This window comes from Gemmatimonadota bacterium (assembly GCA_009838645.1).
Taxonomy (GTDB): domain Bacteria; phylum JAAXHH01; class JAAXHH01; order JAAXHH01; family JAAXHH01; genus JAAXHH01.
This window is the reverse complement of record VXRC01000027.1, coordinates 1-15,114: the sequence shown is the minus strand read 5'-3', so window position 1 is coordinate 15,114 and position 15,114 is coordinate 1. Positions and strand designations below refer to the sequence as shown.

Annotated in this window: 11 protein-coding genes; 3 read left to right on the top strand and 8 right to left on the bottom strand. The window is 62.6% G+C overall.

What is annotated here, in order from left to right:
* Window positions 1-55 precede the first annotated feature (55 nt).
* The gene (locus tag F4Y38_07955; GenBank protein ID MXY49223.1) at window positions 56-2,431 is read right to left on the bottom strand and encodes an FtsX-like permease family protein; all 2,376 of its coding nucleotides are present in this window, start codon (window positions 2,429-2,431) and stop codon (window positions 56-58) included.
* Window positions 2,432-2,600: 169 nt separating this feature from the next.
* Between F4Y38_07955 and F4Y38_07950 the strand changes: the two genes are divergently transcribed.
* Window positions 2,601-3,608 (top strand): cobalamin-independent methionine synthase II family protein, encoded by a 1,008-nt coding sequence (locus tag F4Y38_07950; protein ID MXY49222.1) that lies wholly within the window; start codon window positions 2,601-2,603, stop codon window positions 3,606-3,608.
* A gap of 56 nt (window positions 3,609-3,664) precedes the next feature.
* Here the strand turns inward: F4Y38_07950 and F4Y38_07945 are convergent, their stop codons facing one another.
* Together F4Y38_07945 and F4Y38_07940 are read right to left on the bottom strand one after the other, a co-directional pair.
* Window positions 3,665-6,088 carry an FtsX-like permease family protein gene (locus tag F4Y38_07945; protein ID MXY49221.1) on the bottom strand — a complete coding sequence of 808 codons (2,424 nt, stop codon included), beginning with the start codon at window positions 6,086-6,088 and terminating at the stop codon, window positions 3,665-3,667.
* A 3-nt stretch (window positions 6,089-6,091) separates the two neighbouring features.
* Window positions 6,092-7,597, bottom strand: a complete 1,506-nt coding sequence (locus F4Y38_07940; protein MXY49220.1) for an SLC13 family permease — start codon at window positions 7,595-7,597, stop codon at window positions 6,092-6,094.
* 277 nt (window positions 7,598-7,874) lie between these two features.
* Between F4Y38_07940 and F4Y38_07935 the strand changes: the two genes are divergently transcribed.
* Complete coding sequence (locus tag F4Y38_07935) at window positions 7,875-8,270, top strand: rhodanese-like domain-containing protein (GenBank protein ID MXY49219.1); 396 nt, start codon at window positions 7,875-7,877, stop codon at window positions 8,268-8,270.
* A gap of 186 nt (window positions 8,271-8,456) precedes the next feature.
* On the opposite strand, the gene F4Y38_07930 is transcribed toward F4Y38_07935, so the two are convergent.
* Complete coding sequence (locus tag F4Y38_07930) at window positions 8,457-10,061, bottom strand: sodium:solute symporter family protein (GenBank protein ID MXY49218.1); 1,605 nt, start codon at window positions 10,059-10,061, stop codon at window positions 8,457-8,459.
* Between the two features lie 112 nt (window positions 10,062-10,173).
* Window positions 10,174-11,610 carry an adenylosuccinate lyase gene (gene purB / locus F4Y38_07925; GenBank protein ID MXY49217.1) on the bottom strand — a complete coding sequence of 479 codons (1,437 nt, stop codon included), beginning with the start codon at window positions 11,608-11,610 and terminating at the stop codon, window positions 10,174-10,176.
* Window positions 11,611-11,840: 230 nt separating this feature from the next.
* Here purB and solA point away from each other — a divergent pair, with 230 nt between their 5' ends.
* The gene (solA, locus tag F4Y38_07920) at window positions 11,841-12,980 is read left to right on the top strand and encodes an N-methyl-L-tryptophan oxidase (GenBank protein MXY49216.1); all 1,140 of its coding nucleotides are present in this window, start codon (window positions 11,841-11,843) and stop codon (window positions 12,978-12,980) included.
* A gap of 77 nt (window positions 12,981-13,057) precedes the next feature.
* On the opposite strand, the gene F4Y38_07915 is transcribed toward solA, so the two are convergent.
* The 3 genes from F4Y38_07915 to F4Y38_07905 form a co-directional block, all read right to left on the bottom strand.
* Window positions 13,058-13,480 carry a PaaI family thioesterase gene (locus tag F4Y38_07915; GenBank protein MXY49215.1) on the bottom strand — a complete coding sequence of 141 codons (423 nt, stop codon included), beginning with the start codon at window positions 13,478-13,480 and terminating at the stop codon, window positions 13,058-13,060.
* A gap of 174 nt (window positions 13,481-13,654) precedes the next feature.
* A complete protein-coding gene (locus tag F4Y38_07910; GenBank protein ID MXY49214.1) occupies window positions 13,655-14,500 on the bottom strand; it encodes a radical SAM protein in 846 nt (281 codons plus the stop codon).
* A gap of 85 nt (window positions 14,501-14,585) precedes the next feature.
* Window positions 14,586-14,999 (bottom strand): hypothetical protein, encoded by a 414-nt coding sequence (locus F4Y38_07905; GenBank protein ID MXY49213.1) that lies wholly within the window; start codon window positions 14,997-14,999, stop codon window positions 14,586-14,588.
* Window positions 15,000-15,114: the final 115 nt, after the last annotated feature.

The following is a 15,114-nucleotide window of genomic DNA, read 5'->3' as shown; positions in this document are numbered from 1 at the left end:
TGTAACGTATTGCTTCCGGCACCCTCACTTGCATCCTGGGCCGGAGGGCGTTGCTTCACTCGTTCCGTAGCACGTCCGCCGGATTGGCGAGTGCAGTCCGAACCACGCGATAGCCGATGGTGACCAGCGTGATCAGCAGGGCGGTGACGCCGGAAAGAAAAAAGATCTCCCAGCCGATCTCCGTTCGATAGGCGAAGGACTCCAGCCAGCGCTGCATGGTCAGCCAGGCCGCCGGCCAGGCCAAGACATTGGCGATGAGCACGAGCCCCACGAATTCACCGGACAGCAACGCCAACACCTGTTGGACGGAAGCGCCCAACGCTTTGCGTACGCCGATCTCCCTGGTTCTTCGTTCCATCGTGAAGGAAACCAACGCGAACAGGCCCAGGCAGGCAAGGAAAACAGCCACCAGAGCGAACACGCCGAAAACGTAACCGATTCGCACTTCCGACCGGTACAGGCGTTCGATGTTCTCGTCGAGAAACGTGTAAGCAAAAGGAAAGTCCGGGAACATCCGCAACCACTGGTTTTCTATGTAATCCAGCGTTCGTCCCGGATCACCGGGGTGAAGCCGGACGGCCAGATGGAGACCGCCGCCCAGAAACAGCACGAGCGGCTCTATCTTCAGATGCATCGATCGAAAATGAAAATCCCTGACCACACCGATAACCGTTCCGGTCCAGCCTCTACCGAAAAGGACTTCCTGGCCAATGGCCTCCTCCGGCGTGTTCCAACCCAACACCCGCTGCGCGGTTTCGTTGATTACGATGTTCAGCGCTTCTGAATCCCTGGACATCGCACCGCTATGCGACCGGCCGGCGAGCAATTCCATGCCCAGGGTTTCCACGAAATCCAGCGCGACGTTCAGGCCTTGCACGTCATGCCGGACATTGCCTGGATCATCGACCCGCTGTATCGTGCCGGTCGATACCTGGCCAATGTTGCCGGCCAGCCCCGGCAAGGAATTGCTATGGGTCACCCCGGCCACGCCGGTGTGTTGCAGTAAGGCTTCTTTCCAGGGCTGGAAGTTATCCAAGACGTCATTAAAAGTCGGTATCACGATTACCCGATCTTTATCGAAACCCGGATGCTTGCTCTGGAGGTATGCCATCTGATTAAACAGAATGCCCGTGCTGATGATCATCGCGATGGAAATCGTAAACTGGATGACCACCAGGATTTTCCGCGAAAGTCCTCCGGCCGCAGCGAGTTGCGGCCCTCCCTTCACGCTCTGAACCGGCTGCGGGGCGGAAAGCAGCATCGCCGGGTAGCTTCCGGACAACAAACCCACGAACAGCGCACCGGCTGGAAGGACGAGCCACCAGAATCCGGAGCCCGCGAATTGCGTCGTTACCGGTTTCCCCGCAAAGCTGTCGAAATACGGGGAGATCAATAAAATGGCCGCCAGTGCGATCACCAGGGCCATGGCGGTTACCAGGACCGATTCTCCCAGGAACTGCCGGATCAACTGGAAACGATACGCGCCAAACACCTTGCGCAAGCCCACTTCTCTGGTCCGGCCGGCAAACCGGGCGATTGACAGGTTGATGAAATTGATACAGGCGACGGACAGGATGAAAAGCGCTATGGCCGAAAGGATGTAGACATAGGTGATATCGCTGTTGGCGCCGGTCTCGTGTTCGAGATTGGAATGGAGATGGATGTCTGTCACCGGTTGCAGAAAGAGTTCGAAGCTGCCGCCCCGTTCCCTGAGCCCTTCCCCGATGTGCCTGTTGACGAAACCAGGAAGCCTCTCCTCGATCGCGGCCTGGGAATGATCCACAGACAGCGCGATGTACGTGTAGAAATTGATCCACGACCAGTATCCGAGATCCTCCTGAGACGCGGAGGTCAGCGAAATGAAGAAGTCGGCCTGGAAGTGGGTATTTTGCGGCGTATTTTCCATGACCCCGGTAACGGTCAGCATCATGAAGCCGTTGTCGGCGATAATCGTTTTGCCCATCGGATCTTCTTCGCCGAAGTATTTCCGGGCCGTATCTTCGCTGATTACGACCGAGTAGGGCGCCTCCAGGGCCGTTCGGGAATCGCCGCGGATCAACGGAACGGTAAAGATGTCGAACAGGGCGTTGTCCGCCCAGTAGACCCGGTTTTCATAGTAGATCTTCTCGTCGTGTTTCATGATCCACGTACCGGTCGTCGGGAGCAATCGGACTAAACCCGTGATCTCGGGGAAGTCTGCCTGCAGCGCCGGGCCCAGGGCTGGAGGCGTACGGGCGTCGTTGTTGACCGCCACCCTGTACAGGCGGTCCGCCTTCTCATGATAGCGGTCGTAACTGAGTTCGAAGCTGACATAGAGGAAGATCAGCATGGCGCAGACCAACCCGACGGCCAGGCCGAGGACATTTATGGCCGTATAGCCCTTCTCCCTGGCCATATGGCGAATCGCTATGGTTATGTAGCTTTTAAGCATTCGAAGGCCCCGCCGACAGAGTAGCGGTTGAATGTCATTTGAGTCGGTAATGATACCGGATTCGAGATGCACAATGTATATTTCATTTCGCCATTGATCTATTTGATTTAATCTCGTGAACGAAATGAACGTGTATCAGACAGTCGCCACGCACCAGGGAGTACCAGAAATGTCAGAAGTCTCTATCAAGACCACCGTGGTCGGCAGCTATCCCATCCCGGACTGGCTGGCGGCCTATCCCACCACGCCCAACCTGATCGACGCGGCCAAGGTGATCCTGAAGACCCAGGAACTGGCCGGGATCGACGTGCTCACCGACGGGGAGCTTTCCCGCTTCGACGTCGGCCACCCGGAGACCAACGGGATGATCGAGTACTTCATACGGCCCATGTCCGGGATCACGACGGAGGTCTCCCGAGAGGTCCTCGCCGATTTTCGGAAGCGCGTGGGCATGGCTTTCCGGAGCACACCCGGCGGCATCGTACGCGGGAAGATCGGGGAAGGCGCGCTCAACCTGCCGGCCGCGTGGCAGACCATGCGAACGCTCACCGACCGGCCACTCAAGTTCACCGTCACCTCGCCTTACATGCTGGCCAAGACGCTCCTGGACGAGCACTACGGCGATCTGCGCGCTATGACGATGGACATCGCCGAGGTGTTGCGCAGGCAGGTCGCCGAGATCGACGCGCCGATCCTGCAGGTGGACGAGGCCAACCTGACCGGCCATCCCGAGGACGCAGACTGGGCCCACGAGCCCGTCAACCACGTTCTCGGCGCCGTGCAGGGCGAGAAGGGGCTGCACCTCTGCTTCGGCAACTACGGCGGGCAGAGCATCCAGTCCGGCCTGTGGAACAACCTGATGGGATTCCTGAACAACCTGGACGTCGACCATCTCGTCCTTGAGTTCGCCCGCAGGGGTTACGACGAACTGCCGATGTTCAGGGATCTGCGCGAAGACATCGCGCTGGGCGTGGGCGTGGTCGACATCAAGGACAACGGCGTGGAATCGCCGGACGAGGTCGCCCGCCGCATCGAACACGCCGTCGACGTTCTCGGACCGGAGCGCGTGCGCTGGGTGCACCCCGACTGCGGCTTCTGGATGCTTCCCCGGAGCGTGGCGGACCGCAAGATGGCCAGCCTGGTGGCGGGGCGGGACCTGGTGCTGGGCCGGGCGTAACTCTTGCCCGCGCTCGGACACGGGACGCGAGATCCGGCACAGGCTTTAACCCTTGCTCACTCGCCGCGCAGCACTTCGGCGGGATTGGCCAGCGCGGTCCGGGCCACGTGGTATCCGATGGTCAGCACCGTGATCAGCAGGGCCACGATCCCGGAGGCGAAGAAGACCCCCCACCCCAGCTCGAACCGGTAGGCGAAGGACTCGAGCCAGCGGCTCATGATCAGCCACGCGGCCGGCCAGGCAATGGCATTGGCAAGGAGCACGAGACCCACGAACTCGGCGGCCAGCATGGCAAGCATGCGGCGCACGGAAGCGCCCAGAGTCTTGCGGATGCCGATCTCCCGCGTCCTGCGCTCGACCGTGTAGGAGACCAGCGCGAAGAGGCCCATACAGGCAAGCAGGACCCCTACCACCGCGAAAACCGCGAAGACGTACCCGATGCGCTGTTCCGCCCGGTACAGCCTGTCGATATCCTCGTCGATAAAAGAGAAGGCGAAGGGAAAATCGGGAAAATGACGCGTCCATGCCTGCTCAATGAACGCCAGCGTTGTTTTTGTGTCCTCTGGTTGGATCCTGACCGCGACGAGTTGTCCACGGCCGTAAAGGATCACGAGGGGTTCGATGGGCAGGTGCAGTGAACGAAGGTGAAAATCCCGAACCACCCCGATGACGGTCTGCGTCATGCCAATGCCGAACCCAACCTGTTCTCCCAGGGCCGCTTCGGGCGTATCCCAGCCCAGAAGGCGCATACTGGTCTCGTTGATCAGAATCTTATCGGATTCGGCCCGGCTGTCCAACGGACCGCTGAACGACCTTCCCACCAATAGTTCCAGGCCCAGCGTTTCTACGTAACCCGCTGCAACGATGATGCCCTGCAAGTCGTGCTTGACCTGGTCCGGGTCATCGACCCGCCAGGCCGTCTCGGTGGTGATATTCCCGATATTCCCCGCCAGGCCGGGCAGGTAGATGCCCTGGCTCGCGTCCACCACCCCGCTGTGCCTGAGCAGTTCGTCCTTCCAGGGTTGGTATTGGTAGGCCACCTCGGCGATCGAGGGAATGGCGATTACCTGCTCCCTGTCGAAACCCAGGTGCTTGTTCTGGATGTAGCTGATCTGAATGAACAGGACGCCCGTGCCGATGATCAGCGCAATGGAAATGGCAAACTGGACGACGACGAGCAGCTTCCTCGTATACGCCCGGTCCGTTTCGTGCGGTCGGCTTGGCCGGCTTGATCGGTCTGGCCGACCGGTCTGCCCCTCATTGAGGCCGGGAATCGCCCCGGGAGACGAGAGCTTGAGGGCCGGATATCCTCCGGCCAGCAGGCCGATGAAGATCGCCACGGCCGGCAGGGCGATCCACCACCAAAAATGACCCATGAACCCGGCCGATGCCGGCATGCCCGTCAGCCCATCGAACCAGGGAGATACCAGCCAGACCGCCAGCAGGGCGATCAGCAGGGCCGCGACGGTCAGCAGCACCGATTCGCCCAGGTACTGGCGGACCAGGTGCAGACGCGTCGCGCCGAGGACCTTTCGCATGCCGATCTCCCGCACCCGGTGGGCGAATTGCGCCGTGGACAGGTTCACGTAGTTGATGCAGACGATCACCAGGATGAAGAGCCCCATGGCCGACAGGATATAGACATAGCTGACGTCGGTATTGACGCCGGGCTCGTTCTCAAGGTGGGAATAGAGGTGAATGTCGGTGACCGGTTGAAGCGAGAACTCGTACCGGCCGCCGCGCACCTGGAGCTGCTCCCCGACGTGCCGGTCCACGAAATCGGGGAACTTCGCCGCCAGTGCCGCCGGAGACTGCCCGTCGCCCAGCATGATGTAGGTGTAGAAGAAAAACGAGTCCCAATTCTCCCGGGACCACCGGACCTTGTACACCTCGAACCCCGACGCCAGGGAAATGAAGAAATCGGCCTGGAAATGGGTGTTGGCCGGCATGTTCTCCATGACCCCGGTGACGGTCAGCAGCAGGAAACCGTTGTCGGCGACGATCGTCTTGCCCATCGGATCTTCGTCGCCGAAATACTTGCGGGCCGTATCCTCGCTGATGACCACGGTGTACGGCGCCTCGAGCGCGCGGTCCGGATCTCCCTGGACCAGGGGCAGCGCGAAGAAGTCGAACAGCGTTTTGTTCGCCCAGTAAACCCCTCTTTCGTAGTAGATGCGGTCTTCGTACTTCATGACCCAGGTGCCGGTCGTGGGGTGCATGCGCAAGAAGCTTTGGACTTCGGGGAAGTCGGCCTGCAACGCCGGTCCCACGCTGCGGGGCGTCTTGGCGCTGTCGTTAAACACGACCCGGTATATCCGGTCGGCCTGCTCGTGGTAGCGGTCGTAGCTCAGTTCGTGGCCGACATAGAGGAAGATCAGGATGGCGCAGGCCAGTCCGACCGCCAGGCCCAGGACGTTGACCGTCGTATAACCCCTGTGCCGGCTCAAGTGCCGTAGTGCGATGGTCATGTTGTTGAACATGTGTCAAACACCCAACATCCGTATCATCACCGTATATACGAGTAGGGTAATTAGGACGACGCCGGCCAGGTTCAGCCAGAACCCGGCTCGGATCATCTGCTGGATGGTGACGTGGCCGGACCCGAAGACGATGGCGTTGGGCGGCGTGGCGACCGGCAGCATGAAGGCGCAACTGGCGGCGATGGCGGCGGGAACGATCAGCATGAAGGGATGCAGGTCGAATACCGGCGCCAGGGCGGCCAGGATGGGGATGAACGTGGCCGTGGTGGCCGTGTTGCTGGTCAGTTCCGTGAGGAAGATCACCAGCGCGATGACGGCCATGACGAGCAGCAAAACTGGGATGCCGGACAGGATCCCCAGCTGGTGCCCGATGTACTCCCCCACGCCGTTGACCCGGATGGCCGCCGCCAGGCTGAGTCCGCCTCCGAAGAGCAGGAGGATTCCCCAGGGGAGCTTCAATGCCGTTTCCCAGTTCATCACGAACACCCGCCGTTTCACGTCCACCGGCACGACGAACAGGATCAGGGCCGCGACCATGGCGATGACCGGATCGGACAGGCCCGCCATCGGGTGCATATCCCCGATCCGGACGTTCACCAGCAGCGGCCTCGTAATCCACGACAGGGCCGCGAGCAGGAACACCGCCAGGACGATCCTTTCCCCCCGCGACATGGCGCCCAGTTCCTGGTAGGCCCTTTCCGTCACTGCCCTGCTCCCTTCGATGCGTTCGCCCCGCAGCGGATACAGGACCCGGGTCAGCATCAGCCAGGCCAGCGGCAGGAAGACGGCCACCAGGGGAAGCCCCACGCCCATCCACCGCACGAAGCTGATCTCCTGGCCGAGGTTGGACTGGATGAAGGAGGCGAGGAAGACGTTGGGGGGCGTGCCGATGATCGTGCCGATGCCGCCGATGGACGCCGCGTATGCGATGCCCAGGAGCAGGCACAGGGCGAAATGAGGCCGCGTCTTTGTCCCGGGCTCCACCTGCTCCACCAGGCTGATAATGCTGAGCGCGATGGGCAGCATCATGACCGCGGTGGCCGTGTTGGACACCCACATGCTGAAGAAGGCTGTCACACCCATGAAGCACGCCACGATGCCCGCCGGATGGTCGCCGGCCGCACGCAGCGCCCTGAGGGCCATGCGCCGATGAAGTCCCCAGCGCTGCATGGCCAGGGCAATGAGAAAGCCGCCCATGAAGAGGAAGATCAGCTCGTGGGCGTAAGGCGCGGCCGCCGCGCGCACCGGCGCTGCGCCAGTCATCGGAAGGGCAACCAGCGGCAGGAGCGCCGTGGCGTATAGCTCAACGGCCTCCGTCATCCACCAGACCGCCATCCACACCGCCAGGGCCGTCGTGGCCCGGCCCGCGTTCGAGAACTCGACCGTCTCGCCCGCGCTGTTCGGATACGCGTGGGGCAGCAGGCTGTAGAGCAGGATCGCGAGCAGCGGACCCGCGATCAGCCCGATCCACTGGATGGTGGTTTTGAGGGTTTTGGTATTCGCGGTAATCTTAGACCGCCTCCATGTCTAAGTGGACTTGAACGACTAAGGAATCGATGGTGAGGGCACACCGAAGGAACGGACATGCCTGCACGGCAAGCATGGGTTACTAAAGGAACGATCACGAAGATTAGTCAAGAAATATGACATGCTGGAACGACCTGTCCGCCCGACCAGGATGGCAGGCGGAAATGCTTGCAGACTGGTAGTGCCGGGACTATTTTGATACTTCTATTTTTGGAAAGTCGGAAAACCGGCCCCACGGCCCAAGCCTACTGGAGGACCCATGAAAGACCAGATCGCACACTATGAGAACAAGCTGAAATACGAGACCGATTCCTATGACCTGTGGGAATCCATCACCCTGGGCAAGGACGTCGTCTTAGTGGACGCACGGTCCGAGGAAGCCTATGCGGAACGCCATATCCCCGGTGCCGTCAATATACCTCACCGGACCATGGATCCGGAGACCACGGGCCACCTGGACAAAAGCACCCTTTACGTGACCTATTGCGACGGCATCGGGTGCAACGCGTCGACCAAGGGCGCGCTCAACATGGCGCGACTGGGTTTCAACGTGAAGGAACTCATGGGCGGTCTGGACTGGTGGATCAGAGACGGCTACGAAACCGAAGGCCTGCAGGCCACCGAGGGCAAGGCGCTGGTCTGCGGCTGCGGTTAGCACACCCCCTTTGAGGTATCACTCAGCCTGGCCGGATGGTCTACGCCTCTTCATCCCGCCTCCCCATCCTCCGAAACAGCGCCCTGATATCTCCCAAGGCGCCTACGCTGACATACACGGCCACTACCGCGAACAGCAGTAGGCAAAGCACAAACACCACCGCCCAGAGCGTGCTCCAGAATTCCATCACGTCTCCTCCTTCCGGGCCGGGCGAGCCGGATTGTCCGTGCGGGCCGGGTGCTCAAGACGGGCTAATCGGTCCAAGCCGTCCGGACGGTCGGGGCGATCCGGAAACACCAGCGACCCGGCGAACATGAGGACCAGGGCCAGCGCGGTGATGGCCAGCCCGATCTCGTCACTCTTGTACATGCCCAGCCCCAGCGCCTGGTTCACGGGTCCGAGGCCCGCCACGGCGCCGATGCCCGCGATAAGCGCCAGGTAGGCTCCCACAGTGCTCGCCCGTTTCCAGTACAGTCCAGCCAGCAACAGCGTGAAGGCGCCGGTGAAGTAGATGGCGCCGCTCACGGCCATGTAGTCCCACAGGTCCTGCCCCAGGTCGTACCAGAGCCCCCATACAAGAAGGAACAAGCCGATCACCAGGATGAAGACGCGCGACAGCGCCAGGCGCCACCGGGTGGTCAGGCGCTCGTTCGTGGCGGGTGCCACGACATCGTGGGTCAGCACCGACGCCCAGCAGAGCAGGTAGCTGTCGTGGGTCGACATGAAGGCGGCCAGAAGCCCCGCGCCGACGAGGCCGATGATGCCGGTGGGCAGTATCTGCGACAGGAAGAGGGGCATGGCCTGCAGCGTCATCGTGGGGTCGGCCGTGGGCGACCCGGTTTCATCGAAGAAGAACCCGCGGAACTCGGGGTTGTTGAAGAAAAACGTGAGGGCGCAGATGCCGAGGAACTGGGGGATCATGAACCGGATGAGAAAGCCGATGGAAGACCACCGGTACAGCCGGCGCACCACTTCCACGCTTTCGGCGGCGCAGGCGCGCATGACCGAGGTCTGCCACACGGCGCAGGATACTAGGCCCGCCGTGAAGATCATCCACATGATGTAGGAGGGGCCGAAGCCTCTGCCTTCGAGCAGGGGGTTGAAGCCGGACTCGCCGTGGACGGAAGCCACGGTTTCGACGATGGTCGGCCAGCCGAGGGCGTATACCGCCATGCCGCAGGTGAGGATCATGCCGAAGGAGAGAACCACGAACTGGATGTAGTCGGTGATCACCACCGAGACCATGCCGCCCATGATGGTGTAGGCGATCACCAGCGCGAGCATGACGGTCATGACCACGGCGACGGAGCCCGGATCGGTCAGCCCGGTCAGCCCCGTCACGAACAGGGCGCCCGCCTTGAGGAACAGGCCCATGTTCAGGATGCCGGCGAAGGCGAGGAGCAGGCCGCCGAAGACCCGCACGCCCCGGCTGAACCGCTTTTCATAGAACTCCGGGATGGTCATCACGCCGAGGCGGCGCAGGGGCACCACGATGAAGCCCGTCATGCCCACGATGAAGGTCACGACGCCGGCGATCACCGCGATGTGGAAGGCGGCGAACCCGCCCGTGAACCCCTTCTGGGCCGAGTACATGACCGTCACCAGCCCGAGCTCGCTCCCGATCATGGTCGCCACGGCCAGGCGCGACTTGAGCGACCGGCCCGCCACGATGTAGTCCCCCATGTCCCGGATGTACCGGTTCATGTACAGGCCTACGCCGACGGTGGCCGCCATGTACACGGCGACGATCAGCCAGTCCAGGGTACCGAAATTCGTGGGGAGAGACGGCATGGATTGGTGGAGCCGAGATGGGTTCTGGATTACCTTGAGGAATCGCTTTCGCAGGCGCGCGTTTCGAAGACGCGCATTTCGCGGGCGCACGTTTCACAGACGCGCATCGGGATCAGGCGTCTTCTCCGTCGGCGCCCGGAGCATCCTGTTTGCCTGCCGCGCCTTCCGGTACGATGTCCTCGCCCTCCCGGGCGATGTGCCGGGCCAGTACCGGCGCGAGACCGACGTAGTCCGGGGGCGTCAGGGCGAGCAGGCGAAGCTTGTCGTCGTCCGGCAGGTCCAGGTCGCGGATCAGGTCCTCCATGATCTCCTGCGTAATGACCTGTCCCCGGGTCAGCGCCTTCATCCGCTCGTAGGGGTTCTCGTGGCCGGCCTTGCGCATGACCATCTGCACCGCTTCCGCCAGCACCTCCCAGGCCCCGTCGAGGTCGGCGCTCACCACGTCCCGATCCACGTCCACGCGGCCCATGCCCTGGATGGCCGAATGGATCGCCAGCAGCGAGTGGCCGATGGCCACGCCGACGTTCCGCAGGGCGGAGGAGTCGCTCAGGTCGCGCTGCTGCCGCGAGATCTGCAGCTTCCCGGCCAGGTGTTCGAGCAGCGCGTTGCTGACGCCCACGTTGGCCTCTGAATTTTCGAAATCGATGGGGTTCACCTTGTGGGGCATGACCGAGGAACCCGTCTCGGTCCCCACCACCTTCTGGCGAAAGTAGCCCAGGGAAATGTACGACCACATGTCCCGGTCGAAGTCGAGCAACACGGTATTGAAGCGCATCAGCCGGTGAAAAAGCTCCGCCAGGTAGTCGTGTGGCTCGATCTGTATGGTGATCGGATTGAAGGTCAGTCCGAGGCGGTCCTCGACGAAGTGCCGCGCGACGGCCTCCCACGGCACATCGGGATACACGACGAGGTGGGCGTTGTAGTTTCCCACCGCCCCGTTGAACTTGCCGAGGTATTCACTATGGGCGACCTGGTCGAGCTGGCGCCGCCAGCGGGCGACGAACACGGCGAGTTCCTTGCCGACGGTGGTGGGCGTGGCGGACTGCCCGTGGGTGTGGCTTAGCATCGGTATGTCCGCCGTTTCGCCAACGAGGGCGGCCGCGACGGAGATCAGGTCCTGGCTCCCGGGCAGCCACTCCTGCTGGATCCCGTCCCTGAGCATAAGGGCGTAGGCGAGGTTGTTGATGTCTTCGGAAGTACAACAGAAATGGACCGATTCGGTGACGTCCTCCACGGAGGTCCCGGCAATGGCTTCCCGTACGTAGTACTCCACCGCCTTGACGTCATGGCGGGTCTCCTGCTCGATTTCCTTGATCCGCTCGGCCTGCGCGTCGGTGAAATCCAGGACCAGCGACCGCAGGAAACCGGTCTCTTCTTCGGAAAAGGCGCGCAAGTGCCCGATCTCGGGCCGCTCCGCCATGGTGATCAGCCATTCGATCTCCACGTGCAGCCGGTACTTGATCAGCGCCCATTCGGAGAAGTAGGAGGAAAGGCCCTGCAGCCGGTCGCCATATCGGCCGTCCAGGGGAGATAGTGATCGCAGAGACATAAGTCGCCCCGAATCCGGAACCTGCCTGTTCTCGCATTCCCTTCGCATTCCCTTCGCGTTCCTGCGGTTTCAGTATACTTTACGACCACGGGAATCGGCAAGGCTCTTTATCCCGGCGGCAGGTGAAACCGTCGTTTCGTGGACCTTGATCCACTTGATTCGGTACGCACCGGCCTCTATATTCAGCCCACCTTCGTGACTCCGCGCGTGTGCCCTGGAGCGTCTGATCCGTGACCCATCCATCCTCCTCATACGACGTCATCGTGATCGGCGTGGGCGGCATGGGCAGCGCCACGGCCTGGCACCTTGCCCGCCGCGGTTGTCGGGTACTGGGACTCGAACAGTTCAACATCCCCCACGACCTCGGATCTTCCCACGGTCAGACGCGCATCATCCGCCTGGCTTACTCCGAACACCCTTCCTACGTACCGCTGCTCCGGCGCGCCTACGCGTTGTGGCGTGAGATCGAGGACAGGGCGAGTGAGCGGCTGCTGCATATCACGGGGGCGCTGGACGCGGGCCCCGCGGACGACTGGGTCTTCCAGGGCTCGAAGGCGTCCTGCGAGGAGCACGGCCTGCCCCACGAGATTCTCACGGGCGCGGAAGTGAACCGGCGGTTTCCGGGCTACCGGTTGCCGGAGGACATCATGGCCGTGTTTCAAACGGACGGCGGCTATCTCCTTCCCGAGCGCTGCATTGTCGCCCACGTGGTAGCGGCCCAGGAAACGGGCGCCGAGATCCACGGATGCGAACCAGTGCTGGACTGGACGTCCGACGGGCGTGGCATCACGGTAAAGACCGGTAAATCGACCTACACGGCGGAACGGCTGGTGATCACCGCGGGCGCGTGGATCGGCAAGGTGGTGAAACCTCTGGATGGGCTGGTACAGCCGGAACGCCAGGTCCTGGGCTGGTTTCAGCCGAAGCGACTCGAACTTTTTCAGCCGGACCGGTTCCCGGTGTTCAATCTCCAGGTTGCCGAGGGCCGGTACTACGGACTACCCGTACACGGGGTACCGGGGTTCAAGGTCGGCCGCTATCATCACCTGGACGAGCATGTCGACATGGACCGCATCGGCCGGTCCACCCACCCCCGCGACGAAGCCGTGCTCCGGTCATTCACCGAACGCTACTTCCCCGACGGGTCGGGCCCCACCACGAGCCTGCAGGTCTGCGCCTTCACCAACACCGCCGACGGCCACTTCATCCTGGACGCCCATCCGGAGTATGAGAACGTATTCGTCGCCTCGCCCTGCTCCGGCCACGGGTTCAAGTTCTGCAGCGTTATCGGTGAGATCATGGCCGACCTGGCCACCACGGGGGAAACTTCGCACGACATCGCCCTGCACGGACTGGCCCGGTTCGCGTAAGGCGTTGATGCCTGTCCGACCGGTTCGTAATGTAGCAACGGCGCCTGTCCGCCCGGCTCGTAATGCAGTCGCGGCGCCTACTTCCGCGGCTCGTAATCCAGCCTGAGATAGGTGACCGTGGCATGGGCGACCCGGGTCCCGGCGTCGTTGGTGATCACCACTTCGCCGTAAAGGACCTTGCGGCCGTTCTTGATGACGCGGGCCTCGGCGTTGAGGGCTTCCTCGCTGGCGGCATGGAGGTAGGTGACCGTCAGGTTGGTGGTCACCGTGTCCCGCGTGATCCCGTTCAGCGTGGCGTGGGCCATGTACGCCATGGTATCGGCCAGGGAGGCCGTCACCCCGCCGTGCACGAGGTTGTAGGACTGGGCGAACCTGGGTTGGTAGGGCAGACGGCCGCGGCAGATCCCGTCCTCCACCTCGACGATCCGCAATCCGAGATCATGGACGTAGGGCACGCCATCTATGAAGTCCTGCAACTCGGCTACGGTTACCTTGGGCATGGGTCGGGGTGGCCTGCTTTAGCTTCCTGCGGGAACGTGACGAAGTCGAAATCGCAGGTTAGATGATAACCAGAACACCCTCGTCTGTCCATCACAATGTGGATCGGCCGGCGGCCCGGACGATGCGGACCACCCTGCCGTCACGTTCCGGCCGGATCGAGCGGTCCATGCGGATCAGGCCGTCGATGCGGCCCGGACCGCCCGGTTGAACCCTTCCTTGCTGTACACGACGCGTTCGGCGCCGAGGGAAGCCGCCAGCGCGTCCACCAAGGCGTGATGGGCGCCGAGGCGGTACCATTCCCCGTAACCGAACCGCTCGTACATCTCCTGCACCTGGAGGCGTTCGGTCCGCATGCCGCCCGATCCGTCCCCGTCGAAATACGTATCCACGACCACGGAGTGGCAGCGGTCCCGGAGCGTTTCCACGAAGGTATCCGGGTCGTTGGGCAGCATGGGACTGATCGTGACCCGGACCGGTAGCCCGGTTTCCATGGCGGCGTCGAGGGTCTTGAGCCGCGAGGCCACGGTGGGGGCATGGGGCGTGAGGTTTCGGCGGACGGTCTCGTCGTGGGTTTCGAGCGTCAGGTTCAATTCGACCCCTTCGATACGCTTCAACACGTCGAAGTCCCGGCGGACCATGGGGCTTCGGGTCTGCACGACGAGCCGGTCCGGATGCAGGCCGGCGAACACCTCCAGGCACTGGCGCGTGATCCGGTATTTGGACTCGGCGCCCTGGTAGGGGTCCGTGGCGGAACTCAGGAAGATCCGCACCGGTTTGCCCCGCTTCTTCAGACGGGCCATTTCGACCTCGAGCCGTTCGGGCGCGTTGATCTTGACGTCCACGTAGTCGCCCCAGGCCCCTCCGTGGTAGAGGTGGACGGGCAGGGCCTGCACGTAGCAGTAGGGGCACCGGTACACGCAGCCGACGTAGGGCTGCAGGGTGTGGGTATAGCCTTCCAGGAAGCCGCCCGTTCGGGTCAGGATCGTCTTGCAGGTTATTTCGCGTACACTGGTTGCCATCTGCCCTTCACCCTCCGCCGGCAGGGGCTTCCCATTATGCCGGAGCTTCCCGTTACGCCGGGGCTTCCCGCCGGACCAGTTCCGATCACACCAGCCCCACGGGATCCACGTCGACTTTCAAATGAACGCGCCGGCTGTCGGCGGCGCGCTCCCAGTGCATCCGGGCTTGCCGCACGGCGTCGCGCAGGCGCGCGGAATGGCTGCTCCGCGCGATGATCTGCCAGCGGTACTGGTTGCGCACCCGGGCAATCACCGGGGGCGCGGGCCCCAGGATATTGATCCCTCCCGGTTGTTTCCGCATGAGCTCGGCGAACCGGCGCGCCTCCCGCATCACGTATTCGTCCCGTTCCCCCTGGAACAGGATCCCGACCATGCGACCGAACGGCGGATAACCCAGTTCCTTGCGGTCGTTGATTTCCCGGGCGTAAAAGGACGCGTAGTCGTGCGCCTGCGCGCTGGCGACGCTGTGATGGCCCTGCGAATAGGTCTGGACGATCACCTCCCCGCCCAGCTCTCCCCGCCCCGTCCCGGGCTATATTAAAAAAAGGACCGGGCGCACCGAATAAGCGGGGTTGTAAACGGGGGGGGCCGTTTAATTAAAAAAAAGGTGGGGG

Excerpts from the sequence above, each read along its gene's own strand:
- purB (MXY49217.1), bottom strand. The coding sequence starts at position 11,610 with ATGTCTCTGCGATCACTATCTCCCCTGGACGGCCGATATGGCGACCGG.
- F4Y38_07945 (MXY49221.1), bottom strand. The coding sequence starts at position 6,088 with ATGTTCAACAACATGACCATCGCACTACGGCACTTGAGCCGGCACAGG.
- F4Y38_07955 (MXY49223.1), bottom strand. The coding sequence starts at position 2,431 with ATGCTTAAAAGCTACATAACCATAGCGATTCGCCATATGGCCAGGGAG.
- F4Y38_07915 (MXY49215.1), bottom strand. The coding sequence starts at position 13,480 with ATGCCCAAGGTAACCGTAGCCGAGTTGCAGGACTTCATAGATGGCGTG.
- F4Y38_07935 (MXY49219.1), top strand. The coding sequence starts at position 7,875 with ATGAAAGACCAGATCGCACACTATGAGAACAAGCTGAAATACGAGACC.
- F4Y38_07910 (MXY49214.1), bottom strand. The coding sequence starts at position 14,500 with ATGGCAACCAGTGTACGCGAAATAACCTGCAAGACGATCCTGACCCGA.
- F4Y38_07950 (MXY49222.1), top strand. The coding sequence starts at position 2,601 with ATGTCAGAAGTCTCTATCAAGACCACCGTGGTCGGCAGCTATCCCATC.
- F4Y38_07930 (MXY49218.1), bottom strand. The coding sequence starts at position 10,061 with ATGCCGTCTCTCCCCACGAATTTCGGTACCCTGGACTGGCTGATCGTC.